Source organism: Streptomyces solincola (assembly GCF_002982015.1).
Lineage (GTDB): Bacteria > Actinomycetota > Actinomycetes > Streptomycetales > Streptomycetaceae > Streptomyces > Streptomyces solincola.
In genome coordinates this window covers 1-23,722 of record NZ_PVLV01000165.1, presented here as the reverse complement: position 1 = coordinate 23,722, position 23,722 = coordinate 1, and the positions used below count along the sequence as shown (strand labels likewise).

The window sequence follows — 23,722 nt, the reverse complement described above, 5'->3', positions numbered from 1 at the left end:
AAGGGATGGGAGCCCGGCGTACGGTACGAGCCCGGCGGCGCCATGCTCGTCACGGCGCCGGCCGCCGACCCCCCGCCCAAGGACGAGTCCGGCTGGCGCGCCCGCGTCGAAGACCTGGGGCTGAGCGTCCCCGACGGCTACCGCGTACGCCTGGTCGAAGCCCGCCACGACCCGGCCGCGTGGCACCGCGACGCCCAGGGCGACGACGCCGTGACCCGGCCCGTGTGGCGCTGCCGCTACCTGATCGAGCCGACCGTGCCCGGCTGGGCCTCCGCCGAAGACCTCAACACCCTGATCCGGGACGTGATGCGACGCCGTCGCAAGCCGCGCACCCCGGCGGCGAACAGCGCTCGGGCCCTCGCCGTGGTGTACGCGGACCCGCAGGCCGGAAAGGTCGGCCGGGACGGCGGCACGAAGGAACTGGTGGCCCGGGTCGCCGAACGGTTCGACCGGCTCGAAGACCACCTGCGCGACCTCGGCAAGGTCGGGCGCAGCCCGGACGCGGCGTACTGGCTCGACGCCGGTGACTGCATCGAAGGATTCGAAAATGTTACAAGTCAGGCGTTCACGAACGACCTGACGCTCACGCAGATGGTGCGCGTCCACCGCAGGCTGACGTTCGAGGGCCTGGACCGGCTCGCCACCGCCTTCCCCCGCGTCGTCGCCGCCACCTGCGGCTCCAACCACGCCAGAGTCCGGCGCGGCAAGGACCCCGTGGGCCCGCCCGAGGACGACTGGGGCATCGAGGTCATGAGCCAGATCGCCGACGCCTACGCCAAGAACACGGACGCCTACGGCCACGTCTCCTTCGTGACGCCCGAACCCTGGCGCGACACCGTCAGCCTCGACATGGCCGGGACGATCGTCGGCCTCAACCACGGCCACCAGTACCCCCGCCCAGAGAAAGCCCCGGACTGGTGGCGCGGGCAGACCTTCGGTCGCCAGCCCATCGCCGACGCCAAGATCCTCGTCTCGGGGCACTTCCACCACTTCCGCGCCCAGCAGCTCGGCGCCGGCCGCCTGTGGGTGCAGGCCCCCACGCTCGATAACGGCTCGGACTGGTACGCGATGCGCTCCGGAGAGGTGTCCCAGCCCGGTCTGCTCGTCTTCTCCGTCACCGCCGACGGCTGGGACGACCTCCGCATCCTGTGACCGGGACCCAAGCCGCCCGGCTGCGGCACGCTGCGCTCTCCGTACTCCACTGAAGGGAACCCCATGGGCCTCTACAACACGGCAGGCGCCCGCATCACCAAGGCGGCCTTCCCCGCCACCGATGCCCCCGACCCGCTGAAGCGGGTCACCGCGGACGTGTACTCGACCCGCCACCACGACCAGGGCACGCGCCCCAGCGACACCCGCGACAGCGTGCCGGAAGGGTCCATCAAGACCCTGCTGTACAAGGCCGGAACGATCCTGCGCCAGTCGCAGATCGACGCGCTGTTCCCCCCGGCCACGGTCGCGGCCGTCAGCCCCGCCACCGGCCCGGCCGCCGGCGGCACGGTCGTCACCATCACCGGCACCAACCTCGACGGCGTGGCCAGCGTGAAGTTCGGCAGCGCCACGGGGACGGACCTCAAGGTGCTGTCCGCCGGGCGCATCCAGGTCACCACCCCGGCGGGCACGGCGGGCGCCGTGAGCGTCGTCGTCGCCGACGAGGCGGGCAACGTCACCAAGTCCAACGCCTACACCTACGCCTGACCGAGACGGTAGCGGCGCGCACGGTCCAGGGTTCCTCCTCCACGTTCACGAACACGGCAGGAGGACCCTGTGACCCCGCCCCGCGCACGCAAGACCACCACGACCGACGCCGACACCGGTACCGAGGAGAAGACCCCGGACACGGTGGAGGCCCCGGAGCCGGCCGAGGCCGCCGAGAACAAGACGGCGGCCGTCGAGACCGAGGCCAAGACGCCCGAGCCGGCCGAGACCAAGGTGCCCGACGTGGCGCCGCTGGAGCCCCCGGCCGAGCCGGAGCCCCTTCCAGAGCCCGACCCGATGACCACGGCCCAGCAGCTCCTGCCCGCGCAGATCAGCGACCACATCGTGGACGAGGCCACCGGGAAGGCCCCGGCGGACCCCGACGCGGTGTTCGTGCACGTGCAGCCGCCGCACGGCAACACCTTCCGCTGCACCGCCCGCCTCATCGAGCACGTCGGCATGGGCGCGTACAACACACCAGCCACCCGACTGCTCGTGCCGATCGGTGCGGAGCTGAAGCGCGGGCAGATGGAGCGGGTCGTCGCCCGGCTCCGCGCCCAGCTCGCCCCGGCCGCGGAGTAGGGGGAACCCAAAGTGGCGGTGTACGACTACCGACCTGTCTGGGCAGGCGCCATGCGCGACCCGGACACCGACGGCGGCCAGGTCAGCCGCATCGACCTGTACGCGACCCCCGAGCGCAACGGCACCGTCGTGGCGACCGCCGGGCCAGCCGTACGGCTGCGCTCGACGGTCTACCGGTTCACGCTGCCGGAGAACCTGCCGGACGGGCGGTACTGGTGCACCGTCACCTTCACACCCGGCAAGGACCAGCCGGCCACCACGGACCGCACCGTGCGCGTGGACTTCCCGCTAGGTACCGGGCTGCTCGCCTCCGCCGAGCAGATCGCCGACAAGCTCGGCGTGCCCCTGCCGCTCACCGCAGCCCAGCGCGAGCAATACCGAACCGTGATCGCCGAGGCGCAGGCCGACGTGGTCGCCTACCTCGGCCGCCCCGTCGTCCCCCAGCCGCGAACCCTCCTGGGGGTGCACCCGCTGTTCGGCTACGACCTCGAAGACCCGCAGGCGTGGCCCATCCAACACCTGGACGACGCGGTCACGGTGGTCCAGCACATCGACAACCTGGACGGCGCGTACGACGTGCAGCTCCTCGTCGGCCTGGACGGCGTCCTGGAGGAGCCGATCGTCCGGTACGTGATCGCCCACGCCTCCGAAAGCATCCGCACCACCGCGGGCGCCGACGGGGGCGGCCGGCGCGTCACCTCCGTCTCCGCCGAGGGGCAGTCCATCAGCTACGAGGCGGCCCCTCTCGCCGGCCAGGCGGGAGCCCTGCCAGCGCTGGACTCCCTGGCCGGATACCGCAAGCGCCTCTACCGGCCGATCCCGACCGCTCCGGCCGCGCCCTGGCCCTACGGCCGCGGGCGCCGCTACAGCCGCTGGTAATCCGGCCCCGAACCAGACAGGACCCTCATGGGCGACCTCTACAACTCCTACGCCGAACTGGCGAGCGGGCAGATCGAGGGCATCGACTACCAGCGCTCCTGGCGGATCTCGGCGTTTTCGACCCTGCTGCACCTAGCGATTCACGGGGGCGGCATCGAGACCGGCACGTCGGAACTCGCTGCGGCGGCGTCCGGCGACATGCACGACTGGTACACCCTCGACGGATTCAAGGCAGCCGGCAGCAACGACGAGCTGCACGTCACCAGCACCCGGTACGACGAGCCGCAGGCCCTCGCCATGGTGCGGGCCGCCTCCCACGTCGTCTCCTGGCACGGCGCTGCCGGAGCCACCGCGACGACCTACCTCGGCGGCCTCGACTACAACCTCCGCGATCAGATCGGGCAGAGCCTGAAGGAGGCAGGGTTCACCGTGCAGTTGGCGAGCGAAGAGCTGAACGGCAACGACCCCCAGAACATCTGCAACCGTGGCACGAGGGGTATGGGCGTCCAGCTCGAACTCACCACCGCGCAGCGCACCGCGTTCTTCGTGAACGGCGACATGACCCGGACGGGCCGCAAGAGCACGACGCCGGCGTTCACCGCGTACGTCGCCGCCGTGAACGCGGGCATCACTAAGTGCCTGGTCACCGCGGGGCAGGGCTGACATGGCCGTCGTGCTGGCCGACCGCAGCCTCACCGTGTACGTCCTGGCCCACCCCTGGGGCCGGGACGCGCGCGGCGTGCCCGTACCGCCGCCGCCTGACGCCCGGCCCGCCGCGCGCGGGACGTGGCCCGGGGCCGCGAACGAGCAGGCAGACGGCTCGTGGACGCTGCGCGCCGACCCGGCCGCTTGGCCGATCGAGCCCGGCGACGTGATCGGTGACGGGACCCGGCTGTGGACAGTCGTCACCGCGCTGCTCAAGCGGGTGCCGGGGTTCAGCGCTGCGGACTACGTCGCGATCGTTGCCACCCTCAACCCGCCGGAGGTGCCGTGATGGCCACCTTCCATGCGGAACCCGGCCTGGAGCACAAGCTCGCCCAGCTCGTCGCCCCGAAGATCCACGAGATCGCCCGCGAAGTAGAGCGGCAGGCCAAGGTCTTCGCGCCGCCGACGAAGAAGTGGATCACCGTCGCCGACGACAAGGTCCGCCCCACGCACGTCGCCGCACACGGCCAAGAGGTACCCGCGAACCTCCGCTTCAAGGTCAACTCCATGCAGTGGGACATGCAGCACCGCGGCCTGGGGCCCATCACCTACATGAAGGAGCCGCGCGACTCCTCGTCACGGGCCGTCGCCAACATCAAGAACTGCCGGTGCCACGCCCAGAGCATCCCCGACGGCATATCCCGGAACATCCGGACCCTGCCGCCCGTCGTCGCGGGCTCCACCGTCACCGTGAAGGTCGTCGCGGAAGGCGACTGGGTCGTTGAGGCCGAGATCGGCACCCTTTACCCCGGCAACCTCGAAGCGCAGGGCGCCTTCTACATGCAGCGCGCCGCCGCGGTGGTCGCCGCTCGCCACCGGTAGCCGTTCCCACGGGGAACAGTCCGCGAGCCGGCCGCGGGTATCAACCTTGATAGCGGCGGGCCGGCTCGCGAGCGGGCGACACAAGCCACCCGCTCCTGCACTCTTCCGCCTCATGACGAACACCCGGAAGTCCACCACCGCCACCACCGAGCTCGACACCACGGCGGAGACCGCCATCGAGGAGACCAAGACCGTGGTCGGTCCGGCGCTGCGCCACGGCCAGACCCCCGAAGAGGTCACCTTCGCCCACCACCTGCGCATCGCCGGCCGCGACTACCAGCCCGGCCAGAAGGCGTTCGTGTCTCCCGACTACGCCCGGCAGCTCCGCGGCAACGGCTACATCGCCCGCGGACGCGCCTGACCATGAACGACGCCTACGCCCTCGCCGACGCGGATGAGGTCGCGGCCGTCCTCGCCTGGCTCGCCGAGCACCCGAAGGTCACGGAAGCGCTCGGCGGGCCCGGCCATGTCTCTGGAACCCGCGAAGCCCCGTGGCCGCACCTACGCGTCGCGGCCGGCCCCGGCGGCGACCTCGGCACCCTGACGTGGCGCACCGAGCCGGAGGTGTCGCTGGAGCTGTTCGGCGACCCGGGCGGTTGGCCCGGCCCGGCCGCCCTCAGTCGAATCCTCAAGCTGTGCGCGGTCGCCGCGGCCGAGCTGCCCGAGGCGCCGCCGACCCCCGGCCTTCCCATCATCAGCGGAGTCCGCCCCTCCGGCGTGCTCCTCGAATCGCCCCTGGAGACAGGCCAGCCCCGATGGGTCATGGGCCTGCTCATCACCCAGCACCCCAACCCGGAGACCTCGTGACCCGCACCGACATGGTGGACAACAGAACCGTGTGGATCGCCCCTGTGGGCACGTCCCCCGACGACGCCGGAGCGTGGACGCATGTCGGCTACGCCAGCGACGTGACGTTCGAGGCCGACGAGGACCTGGACGTCGTCCTCCCCGAGGGCTGGCCCGTGCAGCACACGACCACGTTCACCGTGCCGCTGCGCGTCATCCGGCATCTGGTGCCGCCCGCGTCGCTCCAGTGCGAGTGGACCATCCGCGCCATCCAGGAGCACGCCCAGCGGGAGCGGATCACCGCGGCGCTCGCCGAGGCCCTGGCGTCCGCGCTCCTGCCGTGCCCTGCGCCGTTCCCCGACCGCGCCGCGCAACTCCACGACCAGGCCGTGGGCGTGCCCGCCGCACTTCTGAGCCCGGGACGGTAGCCAGCCGTCCTTCGCATCGTGGCCCGGCCCTTTCCCCTGGCCACGAGGAGACCCACCGCCATGGCTGGCGAGATCACCAACGCGACACAGATTGTCGTCCCCGCACGTACCCGACTCTGGCTCGCCGTCGTCGGCACGGAGGCTCCCGCCGACGCGACCGTCACGATGCCGGAAGGCTGGTTCTCGGTCGGCCTGACCACCGAGGACAGCCTCAAGTTCAACGAGGAGCCCCAGTTCGAACAGGTGAAGTCGGCCCAGACCGACTTCCCGTCCCGCACCTTCCAGACCTCCGACTCGGCCACGATCGAAGTCGACCTCCAGCAGTGGAACGCCAAGAACTTCAAGGCCGTATTCGGCGGCGGCACCATCTCGGAGATCACCCCGGCGGCGGGGGGCACCGGGGCCAAGCACTACAAGTTCGCGCCGCCGCGAATCGGCGGCCGAACCGAGATCGCCGCGGTGATCGAGGTCATCGACGGCGCCAAGATCTACCGGTACATCATCCCGCGAGCCATGCAGATGGAGGGCGTGCAGACCGACCTCCAGAAGGCGAAGGAATCGATCCTGCCGCTGCGCCTCGCAGTCCAGGGAGGCGACGACTCGGACGCCTGGTACTTGATCACCAACGACCCCGCGTTCGCAGACGCCGCGTAACCTGGAGAGGTACAACGACAAGGCCCGTACCGGGCGTGGGAGATGCCGACTTCCACGATCGGTACGGGCCTTGGGCGTGTGCAGTTTACGGCTCCAGGTCGGGGAAGCCGAGGGCGTCAGCGACCTTCTCGTAGTCCACCGACGGCGCCGACTTCGGGTCCGAGATCGGCGGCGTGACCTGGCGGCGGTACTGCTTCGCCGTCACGCCACTGTGCCGGACGTACGGCAGAACCATGCCTGGGTAGTCCCGCTCGACCTCCTCGACGGTGTCGTGGTACTCCTGCGCGTTGTGGCTCGACGTGGGAGTCGCGCACAGCAGGATGTTCTTCACCGACGGCGACGCGGGCGCCATGTCGCCGGCGAACTCCTTCTGCATGCGCAGCAGCTCGCGCAGCAGCTTCTCCAGCGCCCCGGACTCCTTGCCCGTAACCAGCAGGGGCGGGATCACCTCGTCGTCGTCGGTCATGCCGAAGAGGGTGCTGAGCGTGAGCTTGCCGTAGTTCGCGGGCAGGTCCAGCAGCCAGATCTCACGCTCCTGAGCGACCAGGGCGCCCCTGGTGTACTGCCCGGTCAAGTTGTAGAACCAACTGAACTTGTTCGGCTTGTTCGCCAGGAGGGTGTCGGTGTCGGTGAGCTGGCTGTCGCCGTGCACCACGAACAGGTTCGGGACTTCCGCGAACGTCGGGTCGCCGTCCTCGTCGTACCCGGTCCGGTAGCGGGCCGGCACGGTGGCCTCGTCCAGTGTGGCCTCGCCCTTGATGAGGTCCCACACCGTCTTCTGGTCGGGCTCCTTGTGCTCCTCTCGCCGGCCCAGAATCTCGGAGGTGTTGCACTGGGGGTCCAGGTCGAAGATGCGGACGATGTACCCGCGGAGCGCGAGGATCGTCCCGAGGATGGTCGTCGTGGTGGTCTTGGCCGTCCCGCCTGCGGCGAGGACCATCGCCAGGATCAGCGGGTTGAGACGCCCGCGAGGCAGAAGATCCCTGTGGGCGACGGCCGTGGTCTTGGCTGAACTCATGGTGTGCTCCGGGTAGATCGGATGGACAGGGGGCTCAGCCTTCGGTGGGCTGCTTCTCAGGGACGGACACGTTGTGCCGGGTCAGCTCTCGCATTTCCCAGTCCGTCTCAGGGACGTAGCCGGTGCTCTCGATGAGGAGTTGGACGTGGGCGGCGTCGTGCTGGTCCCAAGTGCGACGGCGGCGGTCGGCCGCGCGGATCTCGCTCGCGGCGAGTGCGGTGGCGAACGTGACGCGGGCGATCAGCTCTGGATCGCGCGAGGAGAGTACCGCCTGGTGGTAGGCGTCCGCGTTGCTCACGTCGAAACCGAGCTTGTTGGCCTTCCGGAGCCACACGTGCGCCTTCGCCCGCGCGGCCTCCTGCTTGAAGGGAACGAGGAGAGCACGGGCCATGGTGCCGGCGACCTGCTCGCCTGTCGCGTAGTCGTCACGCTGGAGGAGAGACCAGCAGGCGGCATCCCGGTCGGCCGACGCGGTGTCCCGCTCGGCTGCGTAGGGGTCGGCGGTCGCCGTCGCCTTCGGGGACTTTCGGACGGCTGGCGGCTTCGGCGCAGCCGTCTCCCCGGTCTTCTCCTCGGACTGGCCCTCGTCCTCGCCCTCGGACTGGTCCTCGTTCTCCGGCGTGTCCGGGGACGGCTGTTCGTCAGTGCTCTCGACCCGGGACTGCGCGGGTACTGCGCCGCCCGCCGGCTCCAACTCCGGCGCTCCGGAGGGTGAGGTCTCTCCTGCGGGCGCGGTCTCGTCCTCGGCCTCGTCATCCGCGGGGTCCGGCTCACCGGCGAGGACCAGGCGGATCGCCTCGTCCACCTTCACCCCGCGCTGCTCCATGAGCTGGTGGGCCTGGCTCACCTTCTGCGGGTCGTCCAGGGTCAGCAACTTCCGGGCGTGCGTGGGAACCAGCGTGCCGCGGTGTACGGCTTCGGCCGCGTCGGCAGGCAGCTTCAGCAGCTCGGTCAGCTTGTGAACGCTGGTGGAGCCCATCTTGAGGATTCGGGCGGCCTCGCGGATCGACAGGCCGTCCTTCTCCATGGCGTCGTTGATCTGCCGGGCCTTCTCCATGGGGCTGGGGTCGGTCCGGTAGACGTTCTCCAGCAGGAGGATGCCGCGGATCTTCGGCGCCAGGTCGTCGCGGAGGATGCCGCGAATGGTCCGCTGCTCCGCGAGCATCGTCGCTCGCCACCGGTGCTCACCGGGGCCCAGGACCCATTCCTTCGTCAGCCCTTCGGCCGCGTCCGGATGGGCCTCCGCGAACGTCGTGCGGCGGATCAGGGTGACCGGGCTGAGAAGACCGTCCTCGCGGATCGACTCCGCGAGTTGCTCCAGGTCGACCATCTCGCGGTCGTTGAACGGGTTCGCGTCGATGTCTTCAACGGGGACCTCGATCACGTCCCCGTTCTGGTGGACGCGCTTGTACAGCTCAGACTTGGGCGTATCGCCGCCCGACTTGGGCGGCTTCGCCGCAGCCTTCCTGGGTTTGTCTACTTGCAGGGCCACGCTGCTCCTTGCGATGCCGTGACGATGTGAACGCGATAGAGGCTATCCGCCAGACCCCCCGGGTCTGCGCCCAGATACCGAGAACACGCGGCGAGGCGTTCCCCGTGGGAACACCTCCCAGCCGGTTCTAGGTATCAAGGTTGATAGGAGAAGGCCGGCTGCGCGGCGCCCGACCGTGTTCGTGCCGTCGGCCCGAGACGCTAGCCGCGCGGTCCTCCTACCTTCCCCGGGCTTCGACACCCCACCCGGGAGGACCACCCCATGAGTTTCGTGATTGACCTCGACGCCGAGCGTCGCGAGGTGCAGTACCCGAACGGCATCCCCGTGCGGCTGCGCGGCGAGCAGTTCATCTTCCCGGCCGAGATCCCGGCCGACTGCCTCGATCCGCTGTTCTCCGACGAACTGGACCTCATGGGCATCCTCCGCGACATCGTCAACGCGGAGAGCGGCACCACCACGACCGGCGAGATCGTGGAGCTGATCTTCCGGCGCCCGCAGCTCCCCGCCCGGTTCTACGAGGCGGTCAAGGAGATCTACAAGGAACTCCTCGGGGAGGACACCTACAAGGACTTCAAGGCCGTACGGCCGTCCATCCCCGACTACGTCCGCCTCACGAAGGCCCTCGGCCAGGTCTACGGGGTGGACCTGGGAAAGCTCTTCAGGTCGGGCACCTCCTCCGCGAACGCTTCCGCGACGTCGAGTCCGACCTCTCCCGATTCCACAACGGACTCGACGCCCGAGGCGTCTGGCTCCGCCCAGGACAGCCCGGCTTCATCGGACTCCGACGGCTGATCTCGTACCTCGACGGCCTGCCCGAGGAGTCCCGGGTCGCCTCCGGCCCCATAGGCGGCTGGACGGTCCACACCGAACTCCTGGCGCAGCTCATCGAGGAAGTCTCGCTGCTCGCCGCCGACCGGCGCCGCAAGGAGCACCGGACGATCGCCCGGCCCTACCCGACGCCGTCCGACTCGACTGTTCCCACGGGGAACAGCGCTCCGGCGCAGCAGCAGCCCGCCCCCATGAACGGGCACCGCAAGATGCTCGCGGCTGCCGCCCGGAGAGGAATGGTGCGCCCCAATGGCTGAGGGGTTGCAGGCCGGCCGCCTTGAGGTCACGGTCGTCTCGGTGCTGGACGGCTTCGCGGCCGAGCTGCGGACCAAGGTCGAAGCCGCCGCCGAGGGCCTGGCCGCCAAGGTCAAGGTCGAGATCGACGACAAGGGCCTGCGGAAGCGTCTGAAGAAGGCCGTCGAGAAGGCGTCCAAGGGCGTCACCGCCACGGTCAACGTCCGCGTCGACCGCGACGGCCTGCGCGGAGAGCTGGACGAAGTCGCCCGCCGCGTCGCCGACAGCGACGTCCGCGTACCCGTACGGCCGGACGACGAAGGGGACACCGGCGGCGGGCTGCTCGGCCGCATCCGCCGGCTGCTGCGCGGGGCGCAGGACGAAGCCGACGCCCAGCCGGTCAACGTCCCGTTCCAGTTCAGCATGGGCGGCGGCCGGGGCGGGCGCGGCAAGTTGCGCATGCTCGCGATGGGCGCGCTCGTCTCGGTCGCGCAGCCCGCCATCGCCGCCATCACCCAGTACGGCGCCGCGCTCACCGCCCTGGTGTCCGCAGCGGCGCCGGCCGTCGGTGTCCTCGGCGCCATCCCCGGCCTGATCCTCGCGGGCGGTACCGCGGCCATCGCCACCAAGGTCGCCTTCAGCGGCTTCGGCGAGGCCCTGAAGCAGACCCTCAAGGCGCAGCAGCAGCTCGCCGCCGGCACGAAGCTCACCGAGGCCCAGCAGACGGCGCTGGACGAGTCCCTGAAGGGGCTCTCCACGTCCGCGCGCGCCACGGTGAAGACCGTCGCGAGCCTGAGCGGCGAGTGGCGCTCGATGAAGCAGTCCGTGCAGGAACGCTTCTTCTCGAAGATCTCCGACGAGATCAAGCCCCTGTCGTCGGCGGTCCTGCCGCTGCTGAAGGGCGCCCTCGGTGACGCCGCCGGGCAGATGGGCAACCTCGCCAAGCGCGGCGCGGACGCCATGCAGAGCGGCCCGTTCGCCAAGGACTTCAAGACGGTCGCCGCGTCCAACAGCAAGGTCATCGGCAACGTCACGGACGGCGTCGCCAACCTCGCGGCGGCGGCCGGGCACTTCCTCGTGGCGAGCGGCCCGTTCGTGGAACGCGTCGCCGAGGCCGGAGAAAGGTTCACTCTCTGGGTTCGCGCGTCCGCACAGGCCGGACGCGAGACCGGCTCCCTCGGCAAGTTCCTCGACCACGCAGCCGACAAGGCCAAGCAGCTCGGCCGCACGACCCTCGAACTCGGCAAGGGCATCGCGGGCGTGGCCCGCGCTGGAATGGACTCCGGCAACGCCCTCCTGGACGGCCTCGAAGGCGCCATGCAGCGGTTCAACCGCTGGGCGAACTCGGGCGAGGGCCAGAAGTCGATGAAGAAGTTCTTCAGCGACGCGGCTCCGACCTTCCACGAGCTCAACGCGCTCGTCGGGGACTTGGTGCGCGGCCTCGGCCGCATGGCCACCGACAGCGGCGTCACGGACCTGGTCCGCCAGATCCGTACGGAGTTGATGCCGGCGGTCGGCGCCTTCCTCGACTCCATCGGCGGCTCGGTGGGACCGGCAGTCATCGGCCTGATCTCCAACATCGCCAGCGCCATCGCGTCCCTGTCCTCGGCCGGTCTCGGTCTCGGTGCTCTCCTCCAAGCACTGAACGGCCTGCTGAACATCTTCAACGGGATCATGAACGTGATCCCCGGAGCCAGCTTCGCCCTGGGCGCCTTCCTCGGCGGCCTGCTCATGCTGAGGGTCGCCACCAGCATCTCGCGCGGCGTGCAGGGCCTCGTCGGATCGATCCGCCAGGTGGGCACCGTCTCGACCACCAGCGCGGCGGGCGTCGCCACGCAGACCACGATGTGGCAGCGGATGGGCTCGACCTACCGCACCGCGGCGGCCGACGGCCGGCGGCTGTCCGGGTCCATGGGCGCTATCCGCGTCGCGGGCGGTGGCCTCAAGACGGCCCTCGGCGGCATGGTCACCGCCCTCGGCGGCCCGTGGGCAGCAGCGATCACGGCGGGCACCATCCTCATCGGCCTGTGGGCGAACAGCCAGGAGAAGGCCGCGCGGGCGACCGAGGCCCACAAGGAGCGCATCAGTTCCCTCGCGACCGCCCTGCGGGACTCCAACGGCGCGATTGACGCCAATGTCAGGGCGCAGGCCGCGCAGCTCCTCCAGGACGCTGACCTCGCCGACGGCAAGGGCAAGCTCGTGGACGCGATGCGCGACGCGGGCATCAACCTGCGGCAGTTGACCGACGCCTACCTGGACGACGGCGACGGCCTGGAGAAGCTGGAGAAGCAGCTCCGCGACGCCGCCGACGCCACCCTCCACTGGGAGGACGTCGCCGGCGGCAAGGCGAGCAAGCAGGTCATGACCGACAAGGGCAAGGAGTACAAGGCCGCCGCCGACGCCCTGTCGGGCATGAGCGGCGAGCTGGAGAAGGGCAAGCAGAAGTACAAGGAGTTCGCGGACGCCACCAACACCAGCGGCAACAAGGGCACCGACTCCTTCACCCGGCTGAAGACCGCGGTGGAAGGCATGTCGAGCGCGACCGCCACCGCCGACTCGCGGGTCGACGGCCTGAAGCGGGCCCTGGACGAGCTGACCGGCGGCACGCAGTCCTTCCACGACGCGCAGACCCGGGTCAACGCGGCCGTCCTGTCGGTCAACGACGCCATCGCCAACAACACGAAGGAACTGAAGGACGCCAACAAGGAGCTGATCAACCAGGACGGCAGCCTGCGGACCGTCACGCGCGCCGGCCAGGACTACAACCAGCACATCACCGAGCTGCGTGACTCCTCCCTCGACGCGGCCAACGCCGCCTTCGAGATGGCCAAGCAGCACCAGATCAGCCTGCCCGAGGCCATGAAGATGGCGGAGGGCGAAGTGCAGAAGGCCCGCGATGCGGCGATCAAGTACGGCACCGACCTCGGCCTGACCAAGGACCAGGCCGCCGGCCTCGCCAACCAGATGGGCCTGATCCCGTCCTCCGTGTCCGTGCTGCTCCAGGCGAACGGCATGGAGAAGGTGACGGCCGACATCCTCAGCCTGTCCACCAAGCTCCTCGCCCTGCCCCCGAACAAGACGATCACCGTCAAGACCCCGACGGCCGCCGCCATCACGGCGTTGCAGAACCTCGGGTTCGAGGTGACCAAGCTGCCCGGCGGCAAGCAGGTCAGCATCTCCGCGCCGACCGGCACGGCCAGGGCCAGCCTGGGCGCGCTCGTCAGCGACCTCGCGGCCACGCCCGGGAGCAAGAAGGTCACCGTCCAGACCCTCGTCAAGCAGGCCGTCACGGACCTGACCGGCGTGCGCGACAAGGTGGCCGGTCTCCCCGCCGGCAAGAAGCTCAAGATGGAGGCGCCGACGAAGCTGGCCCAGGAGGAGCTGAAGGATCTCGGCTACGAGGTCAAGGTGCTCAAGGGCAAGAAGATCGAGATCACCGCCCCCAACGCCACACCCCTGGCCCAGGTCCAGCGCATCCAGGAGAAGATCAACGGGCTCACGGGCAAGACGGTGCACGTCACCGTCCAGTACTCGGAGTCCGGCAAGCCGTCCGTGGTCGGCCGCCCCCAGGCGAACGGCGGCATCCTCCGCTACGCCGAGGGCGGCATCCGTGCCGCGGGCAGCCGTATCCGCGCCTTCGCCAACGGCACCGAACGCCACGTCGCCCAGATCGCAAAGGCGGGCGAATGGCGCATATGGGCGGAGGACGAGACCGGGGGCGAGGCTTACCTGCCTTTGGCCAAAGCCAAGCGCAAGCGCAGCAAGATGATCCTCGATGAGGTCGCCCGGATGTTCGGCGGCATGGTCGTCTACCCCGGCCAAGGGGCCCTCAGCGCCTTCGCGAACGGCGCCGTCTCCATGCACCGCGCCAGCACCTCCACCACCGCCCCGCGGAGCGCTGTTCCCACGGGGAACACCTCGCTCGTCGGCGGCGACCTCAACCTCACGATGACCGGAGCCCCGATGTCCCCAAGCGAAGCCCTTGGCGACGCGCTGTTCGAGCTGCGCCGCATCCGCCGCGGAGGTGCGTATGCCGCTGGCTGAGGGCGAGTGGAACCTGTCGTACAGCTCGAACGGCGTGCACCCAGCCGCCAACTTCACGTTCGGCACGTTCCGCACCGGCTACTACCTGCTGGAGCCATACGAGATCACCTACGGCGACACCGACGCCGGAGACACCCCGATGCCCCGCGAGGACGGAGTCCGCCTCGGCCAGGACTTCCGCTCGCAGGCGACCATCACCTTCGAGGTCGGCGTCGACACCGTGGACGACGCGGCCGACGCGCACGGACGGCACGGCGCCAACCTCGGCGCCGTCTCCAAGATGCTCCAGGCGTGGGACGCCGAAGCGGTCCGCCGACGCTTCGCCACGCCCGCGGTCCTGCGCACCACCCAGGGCGGCCGGGCCCGTCTCTTCTACGGGCGGCCCAGGAGGTGCGCGCCCGCCGGCTCGCGGCTGACGCGCCAGGGCTACACCCCCGTGGTCGCCACCTTCACGTGCCTGGACGACACCGCCTACGACGACGTGGAGCAGCGGCTGCGCGTGGACCTCGTGCCGCCACCGCACTACGGCCTGGTCGGTCCCCTGACGACGCCGTTGACGATGACGGGAGAGAGCGGGTCCCGGCCGACCAGCGACGTGACGATCGGCGGCACGAAGCCCGCGTGGCCCGTCATCACGATCTACGGCCCCATCTCCCAACCCGTGTGCGAGGTCGTGGGCCGCTGGAAGGCGAGCCTCAACCTGACGCTGGGGGCCGGCGAACGGGTCGTCATCGACCCGCGCCCCTGGGTACGGACCGTCCTGCGCAACGGCAGCGCCTCCGTCGCCGGATCGCTGTACCGGGGTTCGCCCCGCCTGGCGGACATGCGCGTCCCGATCGGCCGTCAGGACTTCGTGCTGCGCGGCACGGACGAGACCGGCACGGCGTACATGACGGTCGCCTGGAGAGACGCCTACGCCTACCTCTGACGCTGTTCCCCGTGGGAACACCGCTCCCGCGGCCGTCGGCCCGAGACGCAAGGCGTTCCCACGGTGAACAGTCCCGCTGCCCAACCCCCAAGCAGCGGAGGAGTGTCATGCCCTGGGACAACGTGCCGTGGTTCACCGAAGGCGGTGCCGAGCACAGCGCGGAGGTCGCCCGCCTGCTGGCGTACGCGGCGTTCGGAGGGGCTGAAGGCGTCGTCGGCTCCGGCGACCTACGGGTGAAGGCCCTGTCCACCCCGGCCGCCGAGGTGCAGATCACCGCCGGGGCGTGCGCCATCGAGAACCGGACCGCGGGCGCCACCTACCAGGCGTACGCGGGCCGGCTGCCGACGGCCGACCGCGTCTCGATCGCCGCGACCGGAGTGTCGGCCCGCTCGGACCTGATCGTGGCCCGCGTCGAGAACCCGTACGCGTACGGCGAGACGTGGCCGCAGCCGTCCAACCCGAAGGTCGGGCCGTACATCTACACCCGCGTGGTCAGCAACGTGCCGAAGACGGCGACGGACGTGCGCTCGCTCAGCAGCAACAACTCGGCGATCGTCCTGGCCCGGATCGACATCCCGCCGAACACGAACGCCATCACGCAGTCCATGATCAAGGATCTGCGGACGATGGTGGCCCCGCGCCGGGATCGCCGCCTGTTCACCTCGTTCCCGGGCTCGCTCAGCACGCTCAGCTACTCGGACAACAAGTGGCACACGTGGCCGGGAGCAGCGAAGTGGAGCATCGACATCCCGCGGTGGGCGACGCGCGTGAAGATCGTGACGACGATCGCGGGCCTGCGGATGACCAAGTCCGACGTGTTCGCGTCCATGCAAAACGTCTTCGCCGGCATCCAGGGCCAGAACACGGTGATCGATGACGACACCGGCACCCAGACCCGGCGGCAGACCGTCGTCGTCGCCGACAACCTCAGCGTCTCGACGGCCCTGCGAGGGACCACGCAGAACCTCTACCTCCAGACGTACATGTCCAAGGTCGAGACCGGTGACCTGAGCGTGGACGGGTCCACCTCGATCATCGCGGACGTGGAGTTCGTGGAGGCCCCCGACGAGGACGAGTACTGATGCCGGAGGGCTGGAGGTACATCGCGCAACGGGCGGCCGGCAGGTGGGCGGGGACCGCCGAACCCATCCTCGACTGGGAGGTCCCTCTCTCCCTCTCCTCGAACCCGCAGCGGGAGCTGTCCGGCCCCGGTGCACTGGCAGGCACCATCGAGCCCGAGTACGCCCGCATGATCGGCTCCGACGGCCAGCCGATCCTCCAGGACTGGGGAACCAAGCTCTACCTGGAGATCGAGGGCGTCATCCGGTGGGGCGGCCTCGTCACGAAGACGGCGTTCGACGGTGCGAAGTGCACGGTGAACTGCGAGGGCTTCACCGCCTACCCCCAGGGCATCCCCTTCGAGGGCTACCTGATCTCCGGCGCCCTGATCACCCCGAAAGACCCCTACGCAGGCAAGGACAAGAACCACGACGGCTGGGTCGACGGCAAGAAGGGCAAGCAGCGCGTACCCGACCCGCCGAAGCCCTACGGCGGTCCCCGCATCGACACCTACGACGCGTTCCGCTCCATCTGGAGCCACATCCAGAGCCGCCCGAACGGCAACCTCGGCCTGACCATCGACAGCCACGACTCCGGCGAACTCCTCGGCGCCAAGGACGGCTCCGACCCCTGGGAACTGGCGTGGTGGAACAACCCCGACTGCGGGCAGGCCCTCGACAGCCTCGCCCGCGACATGCCGTTCGACTGGGTCGAGTCGCACTCCTGGTCCGGCGGCGGGAACACCATCTCCCACCGCATCACCCTTGGGAAGCCGCGGCTCGGGCGGAAGCGCACCGATCTGCGATTCGCCGACGGCGAGAACATCCTCGCCATCGCCAAGCCCGAGGGAATGGGCGACGACTTCGCCAACGAAGTCGTCGTCCTCGGCACGGGCGAGGGCAAGAAGATGAAGCGCGCCCAGGTCTACCGCAGCGACAACCGGCTGCGCCGAGTCGCCACCGTCACGGACAAGACGCTCAGCTCCGACAGCGCGCTGCGCAAGCGCGGCGAGCAGGAGCTGGCCGGCCGCACGGCCGCGCTCCAGATCCCCGCCATCCAGATCGTTGACCACCCCAACGCCCGGCTGGGGTCCTGGTCCCTCGGTGACGACATCCTCGTCCAGGTCCACGTGCCGTGGGTGGGCGACGTGCAGGTGTGGCACCGGATCGTCGCCGACGAGATCAGCGCGGACGGCCTGGTCGTGCTCACCCTCAAGCGCAGCGACTCCTTCCACTACTGACGCCGCCGGGGCGCTGTTCCCCGTGGGAACAGCGCCCGGGACGCAAGCACCTCTGCCGCAGCAGCATCCGCGGCCATGGCGAACTTCCTGGACAACCAGTCGGATGCGCGGGCCTTCGCGGCGCTGCTCAACGACTACGACCGGCGACTCCAGGCGCTGGAGCGGACCTCGCAGGCGGCCTACACCTCGATCGAGGGCGGTTCCCTCGACATCTACGACGCCGAGGGGACCCTGAAGGGCAGCGTCGGCGTCCAGCCGGACGGCGCGGTGGCCCTGGTCCCCGTCAACACCGTCCCACCGCCGACCCCGATGCCTCCCACCATCGAGGCCCGCCTGTCCGGGCTCGTGGTCGGCTGGGACGGCCAGTGGGACGACAGCTACACCACCCCCTCGGACTTCTTCCTCGTCCAGGTCCACGTCGGCCAGACCGCCGACTTCACCCCGGACGTGACCACGCACGTCGCCGACATCACCGCCCCGCTCGGCGGCACGGTCACCATCGCCGTCGAGGGATACGACGCCGTATGGGTGCGCCTGGTCGGCCAGAACACCGCCGCCGTCACCGGGCCCCCGTCAGCGGCCGTACAAGGCCAGCCCCGTCAGGCCGTCCCGAAGGACCTGGTCGACGGGATCGTGACCGAGGTCAAGCTCGCCGAGTCCGCGGTGACGGCCGCGAAGATCGCCCTTGGCGCCGTGGGCACGACCGCGCTGGCCGACGGCGCGGTCCTCGAAGACAAGCTCGCCAAGGCGGCCGTCACCCTCGGGAAGATCGCCGAAGGCGCGGTGACGATCAACGCCCTCGGCGGCGCCCTCTCGGACAGCGCGGCGCAGCGCTACGTCGATGCGATGGGCGACTCGGCCGCCTGGACCATCAACGACAAGGGCACCGGCGCCACCTGGGAGCACCTATCCGGGATCGCGGACGCCCCCACCGGCCAGACGGTGGGCCAGGCTAAGGGTTACAACCGCATCCTCGGCCAGACGGTCATCCCGTACGAGCCGGGCGTGCTGTACCGGCTGAGCGCCCGGGTGCGGCTCACCGCGGCGGGCGCAGCGGGCGCGGACTCGTTCTACGTCGGCGTTGCCGGGCTCGGCGCGGACGGCAAGACGCTGGTCAACCGCAACGGCACCCCCGACAGTCCGAACTCGCACTACTACGTGGCCGCGTCGGGAAAGGCGATCACGACCGGCGACGGCTGGGTGCAGGTCATCGGCTTCCTCAACGGCCGGGCCGCAGCCGGTGCGAACGGCTCGGCGGGCCCGAACAACGACCCCCGCGCGGCCGGCCTGGTCCACGCCGACGTCCGGTTCATCACGCCGTACCTGTGGCTGAACTACGGGGAACAGAACGCGGCGAACTCGGCCGCGACCATGCAGGTGGACGTCGTCACCCTGGAGGCCCTGAAGACGGGCATTGTCGACTCCGTCAACCTGGTCGCCGGATCGGTGACCACCGCGGCGCTCGCCACGGACTCCGTCACGGCCGGGAAGGTCGCCGCCGACGCCATCACGGCGCGGGAGCTGAAGGCCGGGTCCGTCACGGCCTCGGAGCTGTCCGCCGGGTCCGTCACGACCCCGGCCATCGCCGCCGGCACGATCACCGCGGACAAGCTGACGATCGTCGGCAGCCCCAACGTCCTGCCGGACCCCTCCTTCGAGGGCGCAGGCGGCGCGGCCATCGCCGCCAAGCAGACCTTCCTCGCGCAGGACAAGACGTTCGGCAACGGCTCCCCGTCCTCGCTGAAGATCGACACCGTCTCGGCGACCCCCGCGTACCGGGCCGCCGAACTGACCCTGCTGCCCGTCACGCCCGGGGACCAGCTCTACATCGCCACCGACTACCACCCCTCCACGGACTGGGCCGGTGCCGAGATCAACCTCCAGGTGCGGTGGGAGAAGTCGGACGGCACGATCCTCAGCTACAGCAAGCTGAGTACCACCGCCCCCGCAAAGGGCGCGTGGGCCCGTTTCGCGGGAACCGTCACGGCCCCCGTAGACGCCGTGCAGGGCCGCGTCCGGGCCGAGTCAGGCAACGCCACGGCCGGCGCCGTCTGGTTCGACAACGCAGCCGTCAGGCCCGTCGTCCCGGGCGTGCAGATCGCGGACGGCGCGATCACCGCGCCGAAGATCTTCGCCGGGGCCGTCACGACGGACAAGCTCACGGCTCTGGCCGTCACCGCCGAGAAGATCGCGGCGCTCGCGATCACCGCGGATAAGATCGCCGCCCTGTCCGTGACCGCGGACAAGCTCGCCGTGAACAGCGTCACCGCCACGAAGATCGCGGCCGGAGTCATCGACGCCACCCACGTCAAAGCTGGCTCCCTGACCGCCGACCGCCTGTCCCTGGGCACCGACGGCAACGTGATCGCGGACCCCTCATTCGAGGGCGCCGTGTCCGACCAGCGCGCCGCCTCGAATCAGTGGTGGTCGATCGCGACGCCCGGCAACGGCACCCCACGGGCCTTGCAGGTCAACGCCGCCAACGCCACGGTCGTCACCCGGTCGATGACCCTGGCCACGCTGCCCGCGGTTCCCGGAACGAAGCTGTGGCTGAGCATGGACTACTTCGCCTCCAGCAACTGGAACGGACTCCGCCTCAGTCTCTACGGACAGTGGCTGGACGCCTCCGGGAACATCCTCGGTTACAGCACCCTGACCACCGGCGACGGTCTCGCCGTCAAGGGCGCCTGGACCTCTATCAGCGGCGTCCCGGATGTAGCCGCCCCCGCCGGTACCGTGCAGCTCCGCGTGGCGATATCCACCGTCGATTCCAGCGCGGGCACCGTGCAGTACGACAACGCGGCGTGCCGCGTCGTCCTGGCATCCGGCGTGGCCGGGGCCCGAGCGGAGATCAGCCCACGCGGCCTCCAGTTGTTCGATGACGCTGGAGAGGAAGCGGTCGCTCTGGTCACCGGCCGCCCGAACTACCTGACGCTGTCGACCGGCGGCCTGCCCGTCGCGACGATCGACCAGGAGGGTGCCGCGGGGTTCCAGCGTCTCGCCGTCGCCGAGGGCCTGACCATCGGCGGCTCGGACTTCACGGAGTACCTGAACGTCTACCCCCGCGGCCTCCAGGCCATCGACTACATCGCCAGTACCCGCACCGCGTCCGCCACCGAGATGGGGCTTGTGGAGCTGGCCTGCGAGATCGACCCGACGCGGATGTACAGGTTCGTCTTCTCCGCCCGCGCCAACCCGTCCGCCGCCGGCGGAGAGCTTCAGATCCGGCTCCGCGACGGCGGCACCGGTACCCCCAAGATCACGTCAACGCTGAAGTACATCGACGTGACCCACATGGCCCTCGGGAACTCCTTCACCTGCCGGATGGAGTACATCTCCAACGGCACCGGTCTCGGAGCGGGCCTGCACCGGTACCTGATCACGTTCCAGAACGCGCTGGGGCCGTCCGGCCAGACCTGCGACATGACCGGGTCCACCACGTCGATGGGCTACTTCTACATCGAGGACATCGGCCCGCACGTCCCGGAGACCGGCCAGTACAACGACGGCGGCGGCACGACCGCCCCGCCCGTGCAGAAATACACCAAGACGTACTCCGCTTCCTGGTCCGGCTCGTACGCCAGCCGCAGCTCGTACAACTCGTACTACGGCAACTCCTGCATGCAGGGCTACTACTCGTCCACGAACGGCACCCAGGCGTCGTTGATCGGCTTCCCGTCCAGCCTGGCCACCGACCTGTCCGGCGCCACAATCTCGAAGGCGGAGATCTACCTCTACTTCGATCACTGGTACTCGAACAGCGGCGGGAAGGCCGTCATCAAGGCCCACAAGCACGCCTCCCGCCCGTCCACGTTCTCCTCGGACAGCGAGGCCACGACGATCTCCTGGGCCCGCAACGAGGGCAAGTGGGTGGACATCACCTCGGTCTTCGACTCGACGTCGTGGCGCGGCATCGCCCTGGACCCGAACTCGACGTCCTCGACCTACTACGGCCGCGCCCGCGGCTACGGCCAGACCAACCCGCCGAAGCTCCGCGTCACCTACACCAAGTGAGGAACCGCCCCATGTCCGCCCTGCCCCTGCCGCTGTCCACGCTGTGCGCCCTGGCCTGCGAGCCCTCGTTACTGCCCCGCGTGCGCATGGCCATCGCCGTGGTGGCGCAGGAGGTCTTCGTCGAGCCGGTGGAGACACCGGGATACCCCCTGCGCTGGAACCTGGCCAAGACGGTGCTCAGCCCCACCGAGGCGCAGGCCCTCGCGATGATGGTCGGGCTGGTCGTCTCCCCGCCGCTCATGATCGCGGCGGCGGCGGCCGGGACGACCGACCCGGTGGCGATGGCCGCGGCCATCAGCGACGAGCAGCTCCTGGCCGCGATCCGCGTCGGATGGAACCCGGTCGCTGGCGTCAGCCCGAGCGCGGCCACCGAAACGCCGCCGCCGGGGACGTAAGCCGGCTCGATGGTGCAGCTTGCCGGATGCGGGGAGCCGCGGGCCTTCACGGGCCCCGGCTCCCGCGCACCCGAACCTGACCATCACTGACCGAGGAGGCGCCCGTGGAGTGGCTTACCTCTCTGGCGCCCGTCCTCTCCCCGCTGTTCGGCATGACCGGAGTCCTCGGCGGGGGCTGGCTTGTGTACCGGCAGAACACGAAGAAGAACAAGGCCGATGCCGAGATCGCTGAGGGCCAGACGTTCGTCTCGTCCATGAAGACCGTGACGGAGGGGTTCACCTCGCTGCTCGAACAGCAGCGCTCGGTGAACGAGTCCACGATGGCCCGGGTCACGACGCTGGAAGAGCGACAGGTCGACCTGGAGCGCAAGGTCGAGCGCCTGGAGGAAGAGCAGCGTCAGTGGCGCCGCTGGAAGGCCGCGGCGCTGGAGTACATCCGGGACCTGCGGGACCTGGTGGCGAAGACCCTCGGCCGGGCCGCCCCCGCCCCGCCCGAGGAGATCGAAGCCGACGTGGACGCCCAGGACCGGGACTGACCCGACGCCGCCCGCTCCCCGGGACGCAAGCCCCGGCCGGGCGGCACTCTCTCGCCGTCTCACCCACCGACAGACGGGAACCCCATGTCCTCCACCCTCCAGCTCATCGGCACCGGCTCCGCCGTCGGCGGCCTCATGCCGCTGATCACCGCCGTCGTGCAGCGCCCCGAGTGGTCCGTACGGAACAAGAAGATCGTGGCCGCCGTCATGGCCCTGCTCGCCGGCGTCGTCACCGTCGTCTCCACCAGCGGGCTGGACCAGTTCCAGCACGGCCTCCCCACGCTCGGCACGATCGGAGCCGTCCTCGCCGTCTCCCAGAGCGCCCACGATCTGATCTGGAAGCCCAGCGGCATCGCCCCGGTCATCGAGTCCGTCACCAGTCCGAAAACCGCCTCAGCGGCCGAATAGGACCGCACGATGGCGGCCCCCGGAGGCCGCGCGGGTATCATCCGCTCTAGGTGGCCGCCGTGCCGCCGATCTCACCGTCGCAGGCGCTGGACTCGCGTTTCTTTGGGGTGTTTGTCCTCCTTCAGGGTTGACCCCGGAGCGTTACCGCGAGAACCACCCAAGACACTGCGCCCCTTCGGGGCCCAGAACGCCGGGGACCGGCCGCTATCCGGGACGATCCGGCCGCGGGGAGATCGGTCGCAGGGCGGCCACCTTGCCCGTACCGCTGTCGGCCCCGGCCGGCCACGAACGAGTCCAGGAGGGCCAGCCGGAATGGCGGCACCCAAGCACGACGTGCCCGACGGCAGGGGCTCGCGCCAGAGCAATTGGACCGAGCCGGAACCCGAGGCCGTCGCCGCGCAGATCGACGCCTTCACCGCCCTGACCAACCGGCAGTTCGCCGCCACCCTGGCGGCGTTCATCGCGGCGGACGAAGCCGACCGGGACCCGGTCGTTGCGTACGCGATCCGGTCGCCGCAGCTCACCAAGAAGGCCCGCCGGCTGCTCCCCGACCTCGTGGCCCAACCGGACAAGCACCTGCCGCCTCCCGCTGACGAGTCCGAGAACGCGCGGCGCCGGCGCCTGAGCCAGTTCCGGGCCAGGGCGGAGACCGAGGCGCAGCTCTTCTTCTACATCTGGGCCGGGGTCGTGGCCCGCCGCGGTCACCTGCTGCCCGAGCGCAGCCCCCGAAGCCGCGCGCGCCGGCGTCTGGCCGACGAGCACCCGGAGCGCTTCCTTGCGCTGGTGCGTGAGGAGGAAGAGGCCGATCGGCTCGCTGCCGAGGAGCGCCGGAAAGAGCGCGACGCGGCCCAGGCGGCTGCCGCCGGTCGGTAGGCCAACGCCGTACCGTACGAGGGCGTACCTTCCCCGAGGGGTACGCCTCCGCTGAACGATCCGTACCCCGTACCCCCGCGCAGGGAGTACGGGGTACGG

General features: G+C 70.2%; 23 protein-coding genes. 21 read left to right on the top strand and 2 right to left on the bottom strand.

Translation table 11 applies throughout. From position 1 onward, the window contains the following. The 11 genes from C6N75_RS12760 to C6N75_RS12710 form a co-directional block, all read left to right on the top strand. Window positions 1–1,152: hypothetical protein (locus C6N75_RS12760; protein WP_105868998.1), on the top strand; the 1,152-nt coding region annotated here is incomplete at its 5' end. Window positions 1,153–1,215: 63 nt separating this feature from the next. Next, window positions 1,216–1,698 (top strand): IPT/TIG domain-containing protein, encoded by a 483-nt coding sequence (locus C6N75_RS12755; protein ID WP_105868997.1) that lies wholly within the window; start codon window positions 1,216–1,218, stop codon window positions 1,696–1,698. 69 nt (window positions 1,699–1,767) lie between these two features. Beyond that, window positions 1,768–2,280, top strand: coding sequence for a hypothetical protein (locus C6N75_RS12750; RefSeq protein ID WP_105868996.1), 513 nt, complete (start codon window positions 1,768–1,770; stop codon window positions 2,278–2,280). A gap of 12 nt (window positions 2,281–2,292) precedes the next feature. Next, entirely contained in the window at window positions 2,293–3,159 is an 867-nt protein-coding gene (locus tag C6N75_RS30655; protein WP_181160455.1) for a hypothetical protein, read from the top strand. A gap of 27 nt (window positions 3,160–3,186) precedes the next feature. Next, window positions 3,187–3,822 carry a poly-gamma-glutamate hydrolase family protein gene (locus tag C6N75_RS12740; RefSeq protein ID WP_105868995.1) on the top strand — a complete coding sequence of 212 codons (636 nt, stop codon included), beginning with the start codon at window positions 3,187–3,189 and terminating at the stop codon, window positions 3,820–3,822. Window position 3,823: 1 nt separating this feature from the next. Beyond that, window positions 3,824–4,153: a hypothetical protein gene (locus C6N75_RS12735; RefSeq protein WP_105868994.1), complete on the top strand. Its 330-nt coding sequence runs from the start codon at window positions 3,824–3,826 to the stop codon at window positions 4,151–4,153. Then, window positions 4,153–4,686 carry a structural protein gene (locus tag C6N75_RS12730; RefSeq protein WP_105868993.1) on the top strand — a complete coding sequence of 178 codons (534 nt, stop codon included), beginning with the start codon at window positions 4,153–4,155 and terminating at the stop codon, window positions 4,684–4,686. Before C6N75_RS12735 ends, C6N75_RS12730 begins: the two co-directional genes overlap by 1 nt. Window positions 4,687–4,798: 112 nt before the next feature. Beyond that, a complete protein-coding gene (locus tag C6N75_RS12725) occupies window positions 4,799–5,047 on the top strand; it encodes a hypothetical protein (RefSeq protein WP_105868992.1) in 249 nt (82 codons plus the stop codon). A gap of 2 nt (window positions 5,048–5,049) precedes the next feature. Further along, window positions 5,050–5,493 carry a hypothetical protein gene (locus C6N75_RS12720; protein WP_105868991.1) on the top strand — a complete coding sequence of 148 codons (444 nt, stop codon included), beginning with the start codon at window positions 5,050–5,052 and terminating at the stop codon, window positions 5,491–5,493. After that, window positions 5,490–5,900 (top strand): hypothetical protein, encoded by a 411-nt coding sequence (locus C6N75_RS12715; protein WP_105868990.1) that lies wholly within the window; start codon window positions 5,490–5,492, stop codon window positions 5,898–5,900. The genes C6N75_RS12720 and C6N75_RS12715 overlap by 4 nt, the downstream gene beginning before the upstream one ends. A 60-nt stretch (window positions 5,901–5,960) precedes the next feature. After that, window positions 5,961–6,554, top strand: coding sequence for a phage tail tube protein (locus tag C6N75_RS12710; protein ID WP_105868989.1), 594 nt, complete (start codon window positions 5,961–5,963; stop codon window positions 6,552–6,554). Between the two features lie 85 nt (window positions 6,555–6,639). Here the strand turns inward: C6N75_RS12710 and C6N75_RS12705 are convergent, their stop codons facing one another. Both C6N75_RS12705 and C6N75_RS12700 read right to left on the bottom strand, forming a co-directional pair. Beyond that, on the bottom strand, window positions 6,640–7,572 hold the full coding sequence (locus C6N75_RS12705; protein ID WP_105868988.1) for a ParA family protein: 933 nt from the start codon (window positions 7,570–7,572) through the stop codon (window positions 6,640–6,642). 34 nt (window positions 7,573–7,606) lie between these two features. Then, on the bottom strand, window positions 7,607–9,064 hold the full coding sequence (locus tag C6N75_RS12700) for a ParB/RepB/Spo0J family partition protein (RefSeq protein ID WP_105868987.1): 1,458 nt from the start codon (window positions 9,062–9,064) through the stop codon (window positions 7,607–7,609). A 261-nt stretch (window positions 9,065–9,325) separates the two neighbouring features. Between C6N75_RS12700 and C6N75_RS12695 the strand changes: the two genes are divergently transcribed. The 10 genes from C6N75_RS12695 (at window position 9,326) to C6N75_RS12650 (ending at window position 23,623) form a co-directional block, all read left to right on the top strand. Further along, window positions 9,326–9,856 (top strand): hypothetical protein, encoded by a 531-nt coding sequence (locus tag C6N75_RS12695; protein ID WP_105868986.1) that lies wholly within the window; start codon window positions 9,326–9,328, stop codon window positions 9,854–9,856. Window positions 9,857–10,141: 285 nt separating this feature from the next. After that, window positions 10,142–14,170 carry a hypothetical protein gene (locus C6N75_RS12690; protein ID WP_105868985.1) on the top strand — a complete coding sequence of 1,343 codons (4,029 nt, stop codon included), beginning with the start codon at window positions 10,142–10,144 and terminating at the stop codon, window positions 14,168–14,170. Then, window positions 14,157–15,098, top strand: a complete 942-nt coding sequence (locus C6N75_RS12685) for a hypothetical protein (protein ID WP_105868984.1) — start codon at window positions 14,157–14,159, stop codon at window positions 15,096–15,098. The genes C6N75_RS12690 and C6N75_RS12685 overlap by 14 nt, the downstream gene beginning before the upstream one ends. 107 nt (window positions 15,099–15,205) lie before the next feature. After that, complete coding sequence (locus C6N75_RS12680) at window positions 15,206–16,180, top strand: hypothetical protein (RefSeq protein WP_105868983.1); 975 nt, start codon at window positions 15,206–15,208, stop codon at window positions 16,178–16,180. Further along, on the top strand, window positions 16,180–17,397 hold the full coding sequence (locus C6N75_RS12675) for a hypothetical protein (RefSeq protein WP_105868982.1): 1,218 nt from the start codon (window positions 16,180–16,182) through the stop codon (window positions 17,395–17,397). Before C6N75_RS12680 ends, C6N75_RS12675 begins: the two co-directional genes overlap by 1 nt. Window positions 17,398–17,472: 75 nt before the next feature. Further along, window positions 17,473–21,411, top strand: a complete 3,939-nt coding sequence (locus C6N75_RS12670) for a hypothetical protein (protein ID WP_105868981.1) — start codon at window positions 17,473–17,475, stop codon at window positions 21,409–21,411. Window positions 21,412–21,422: 11 nt separating this feature from the next. Continuing rightward, window positions 21,423–21,806, top strand: a complete 384-nt coding sequence (locus C6N75_RS12665; protein WP_105868980.1) for a hypothetical protein — start codon at window positions 21,423–21,425, stop codon at window positions 21,804–21,806. Between the two features lie 104 nt (window positions 21,807–21,910). Beyond that, window positions 21,911–22,342, top strand: coding sequence for a hypothetical protein (locus C6N75_RS12660; protein WP_105868979.1), 432 nt, complete (start codon window positions 21,911–21,913; stop codon window positions 22,340–22,342). Between the two features lie 84 nt (window positions 22,343–22,426). After that, window positions 22,427–22,750, top strand: a complete 324-nt coding sequence (locus C6N75_RS12655) for a hypothetical protein (RefSeq protein WP_105868978.1) — start codon at window positions 22,427–22,429, stop codon at window positions 22,748–22,750. 312 nt (window positions 22,751–23,062) lie between these two features. Continuing rightward, window positions 23,063–23,623: a hypothetical protein gene (locus C6N75_RS12650; RefSeq protein WP_105868977.1), complete on the top strand. Its 561-nt coding sequence runs from the start codon at window positions 23,063–23,065 to the stop codon at window positions 23,621–23,623. Window positions 23,624–23,722 lie beyond the last annotated feature (99 nt).

Bases quoted from the DNA above. Each gene is read 5' to 3' on its own strand.
- C6N75_RS12735 (WP_105868994.1), top strand. From the start codon at position 3,824: ATGGCCGTCGTGCTGGCCGACCGCAGCCTCACCGTGTACGTCCTGGCC.
- C6N75_RS12695 (WP_105868986.1), top strand. From the start codon at position 9,326: ATGAGTTTCGTGATTGACCTCGACGCCGAGCGTCGCGAGGTGCAGTAC.
- C6N75_RS12710 (WP_105868989.1), top strand. From the start codon at position 5,961: ATGGCTGGCGAGATCACCAACGCGACACAGATTGTCGTCCCCGCACGT.
- C6N75_RS12665 (WP_105868980.1), top strand. From the start codon at position 21,423: ATGTCCGCCCTGCCCCTGCCGCTGTCCACGCTGTGCGCCCTGGCCTGC.
- C6N75_RS12690 (WP_105868985.1), top strand. From the start codon at position 10,142: ATGGCTGAGGGGTTGCAGGCCGGCCGCCTTGAGGTCACGGTCGTCTCG.
- C6N75_RS12675 (WP_105868982.1), top strand. From the start codon at position 16,180: ATGCCGGAGGGCTGGAGGTACATCGCGCAACGGGCGGCCGGCAGGTGG.
- C6N75_RS12725 (WP_105868992.1), top strand. From the start codon at position 4,799: ATGACGAACACCCGGAAGTCCACCACCGCCACCACCGAGCTCGACACC.
- C6N75_RS12730 (WP_105868993.1), top strand. From the start codon at position 4,153: ATGGCCACCTTCCATGCGGAACCCGGCCTGGAGCACAAGCTCGCCCAG.
- C6N75_RS12680 (WP_105868983.1), top strand. From the start codon at position 15,206: ATGCCCTGGGACAACGTGCCGTGGTTCACCGAAGGCGGTGCCGAGCAC.
- C6N75_RS12740 (WP_105868995.1), top strand. From the start codon at position 3,187: ATGGGCGACCTCTACAACTCCTACGCCGAACTGGCGAGCGGGCAGATC.
- C6N75_RS12670 (WP_105868981.1), top strand. From the start codon at position 17,473: ATGGCGAACTTCCTGGACAACCAGTCGGATGCGCGGGCCTTCGCGGCG.
- C6N75_RS12655 (WP_105868978.1), top strand. From the start codon at position 22,427: ATGTCCTCCACCCTCCAGCTCATCGGCACCGGCTCCGCCGTCGGCGGC.
- C6N75_RS12720 (WP_105868991.1), top strand. From the start codon at position 5,050: ATGAACGACGCCTACGCCCTCGCCGACGCGGATGAGGTCGCGGCCGTC.
- C6N75_RS12705 (WP_105868988.1), bottom strand. From the start codon at position 7,572: ATGAGTTCAGCCAAGACCACGGCCGTCGCCCACAGGGATCTTCTGCCT.
- C6N75_RS12755 (WP_105868997.1), top strand. From the start codon at position 1,216: ATGGGCCTCTACAACACGGCAGGCGCCCGCATCACCAAGGCGGCCTTC.
- C6N75_RS12685 (WP_105868984.1), top strand. From the start codon at position 14,157: ATGCCGCTGGCTGAGGGCGAGTGGAACCTGTCGTACAGCTCGAACGGC.
- C6N75_RS12650 (WP_105868977.1), top strand. From the start codon at position 23,063: ATGGCGGCACCCAAGCACGACGTGCCCGACGGCAGGGGCTCGCGCCAG.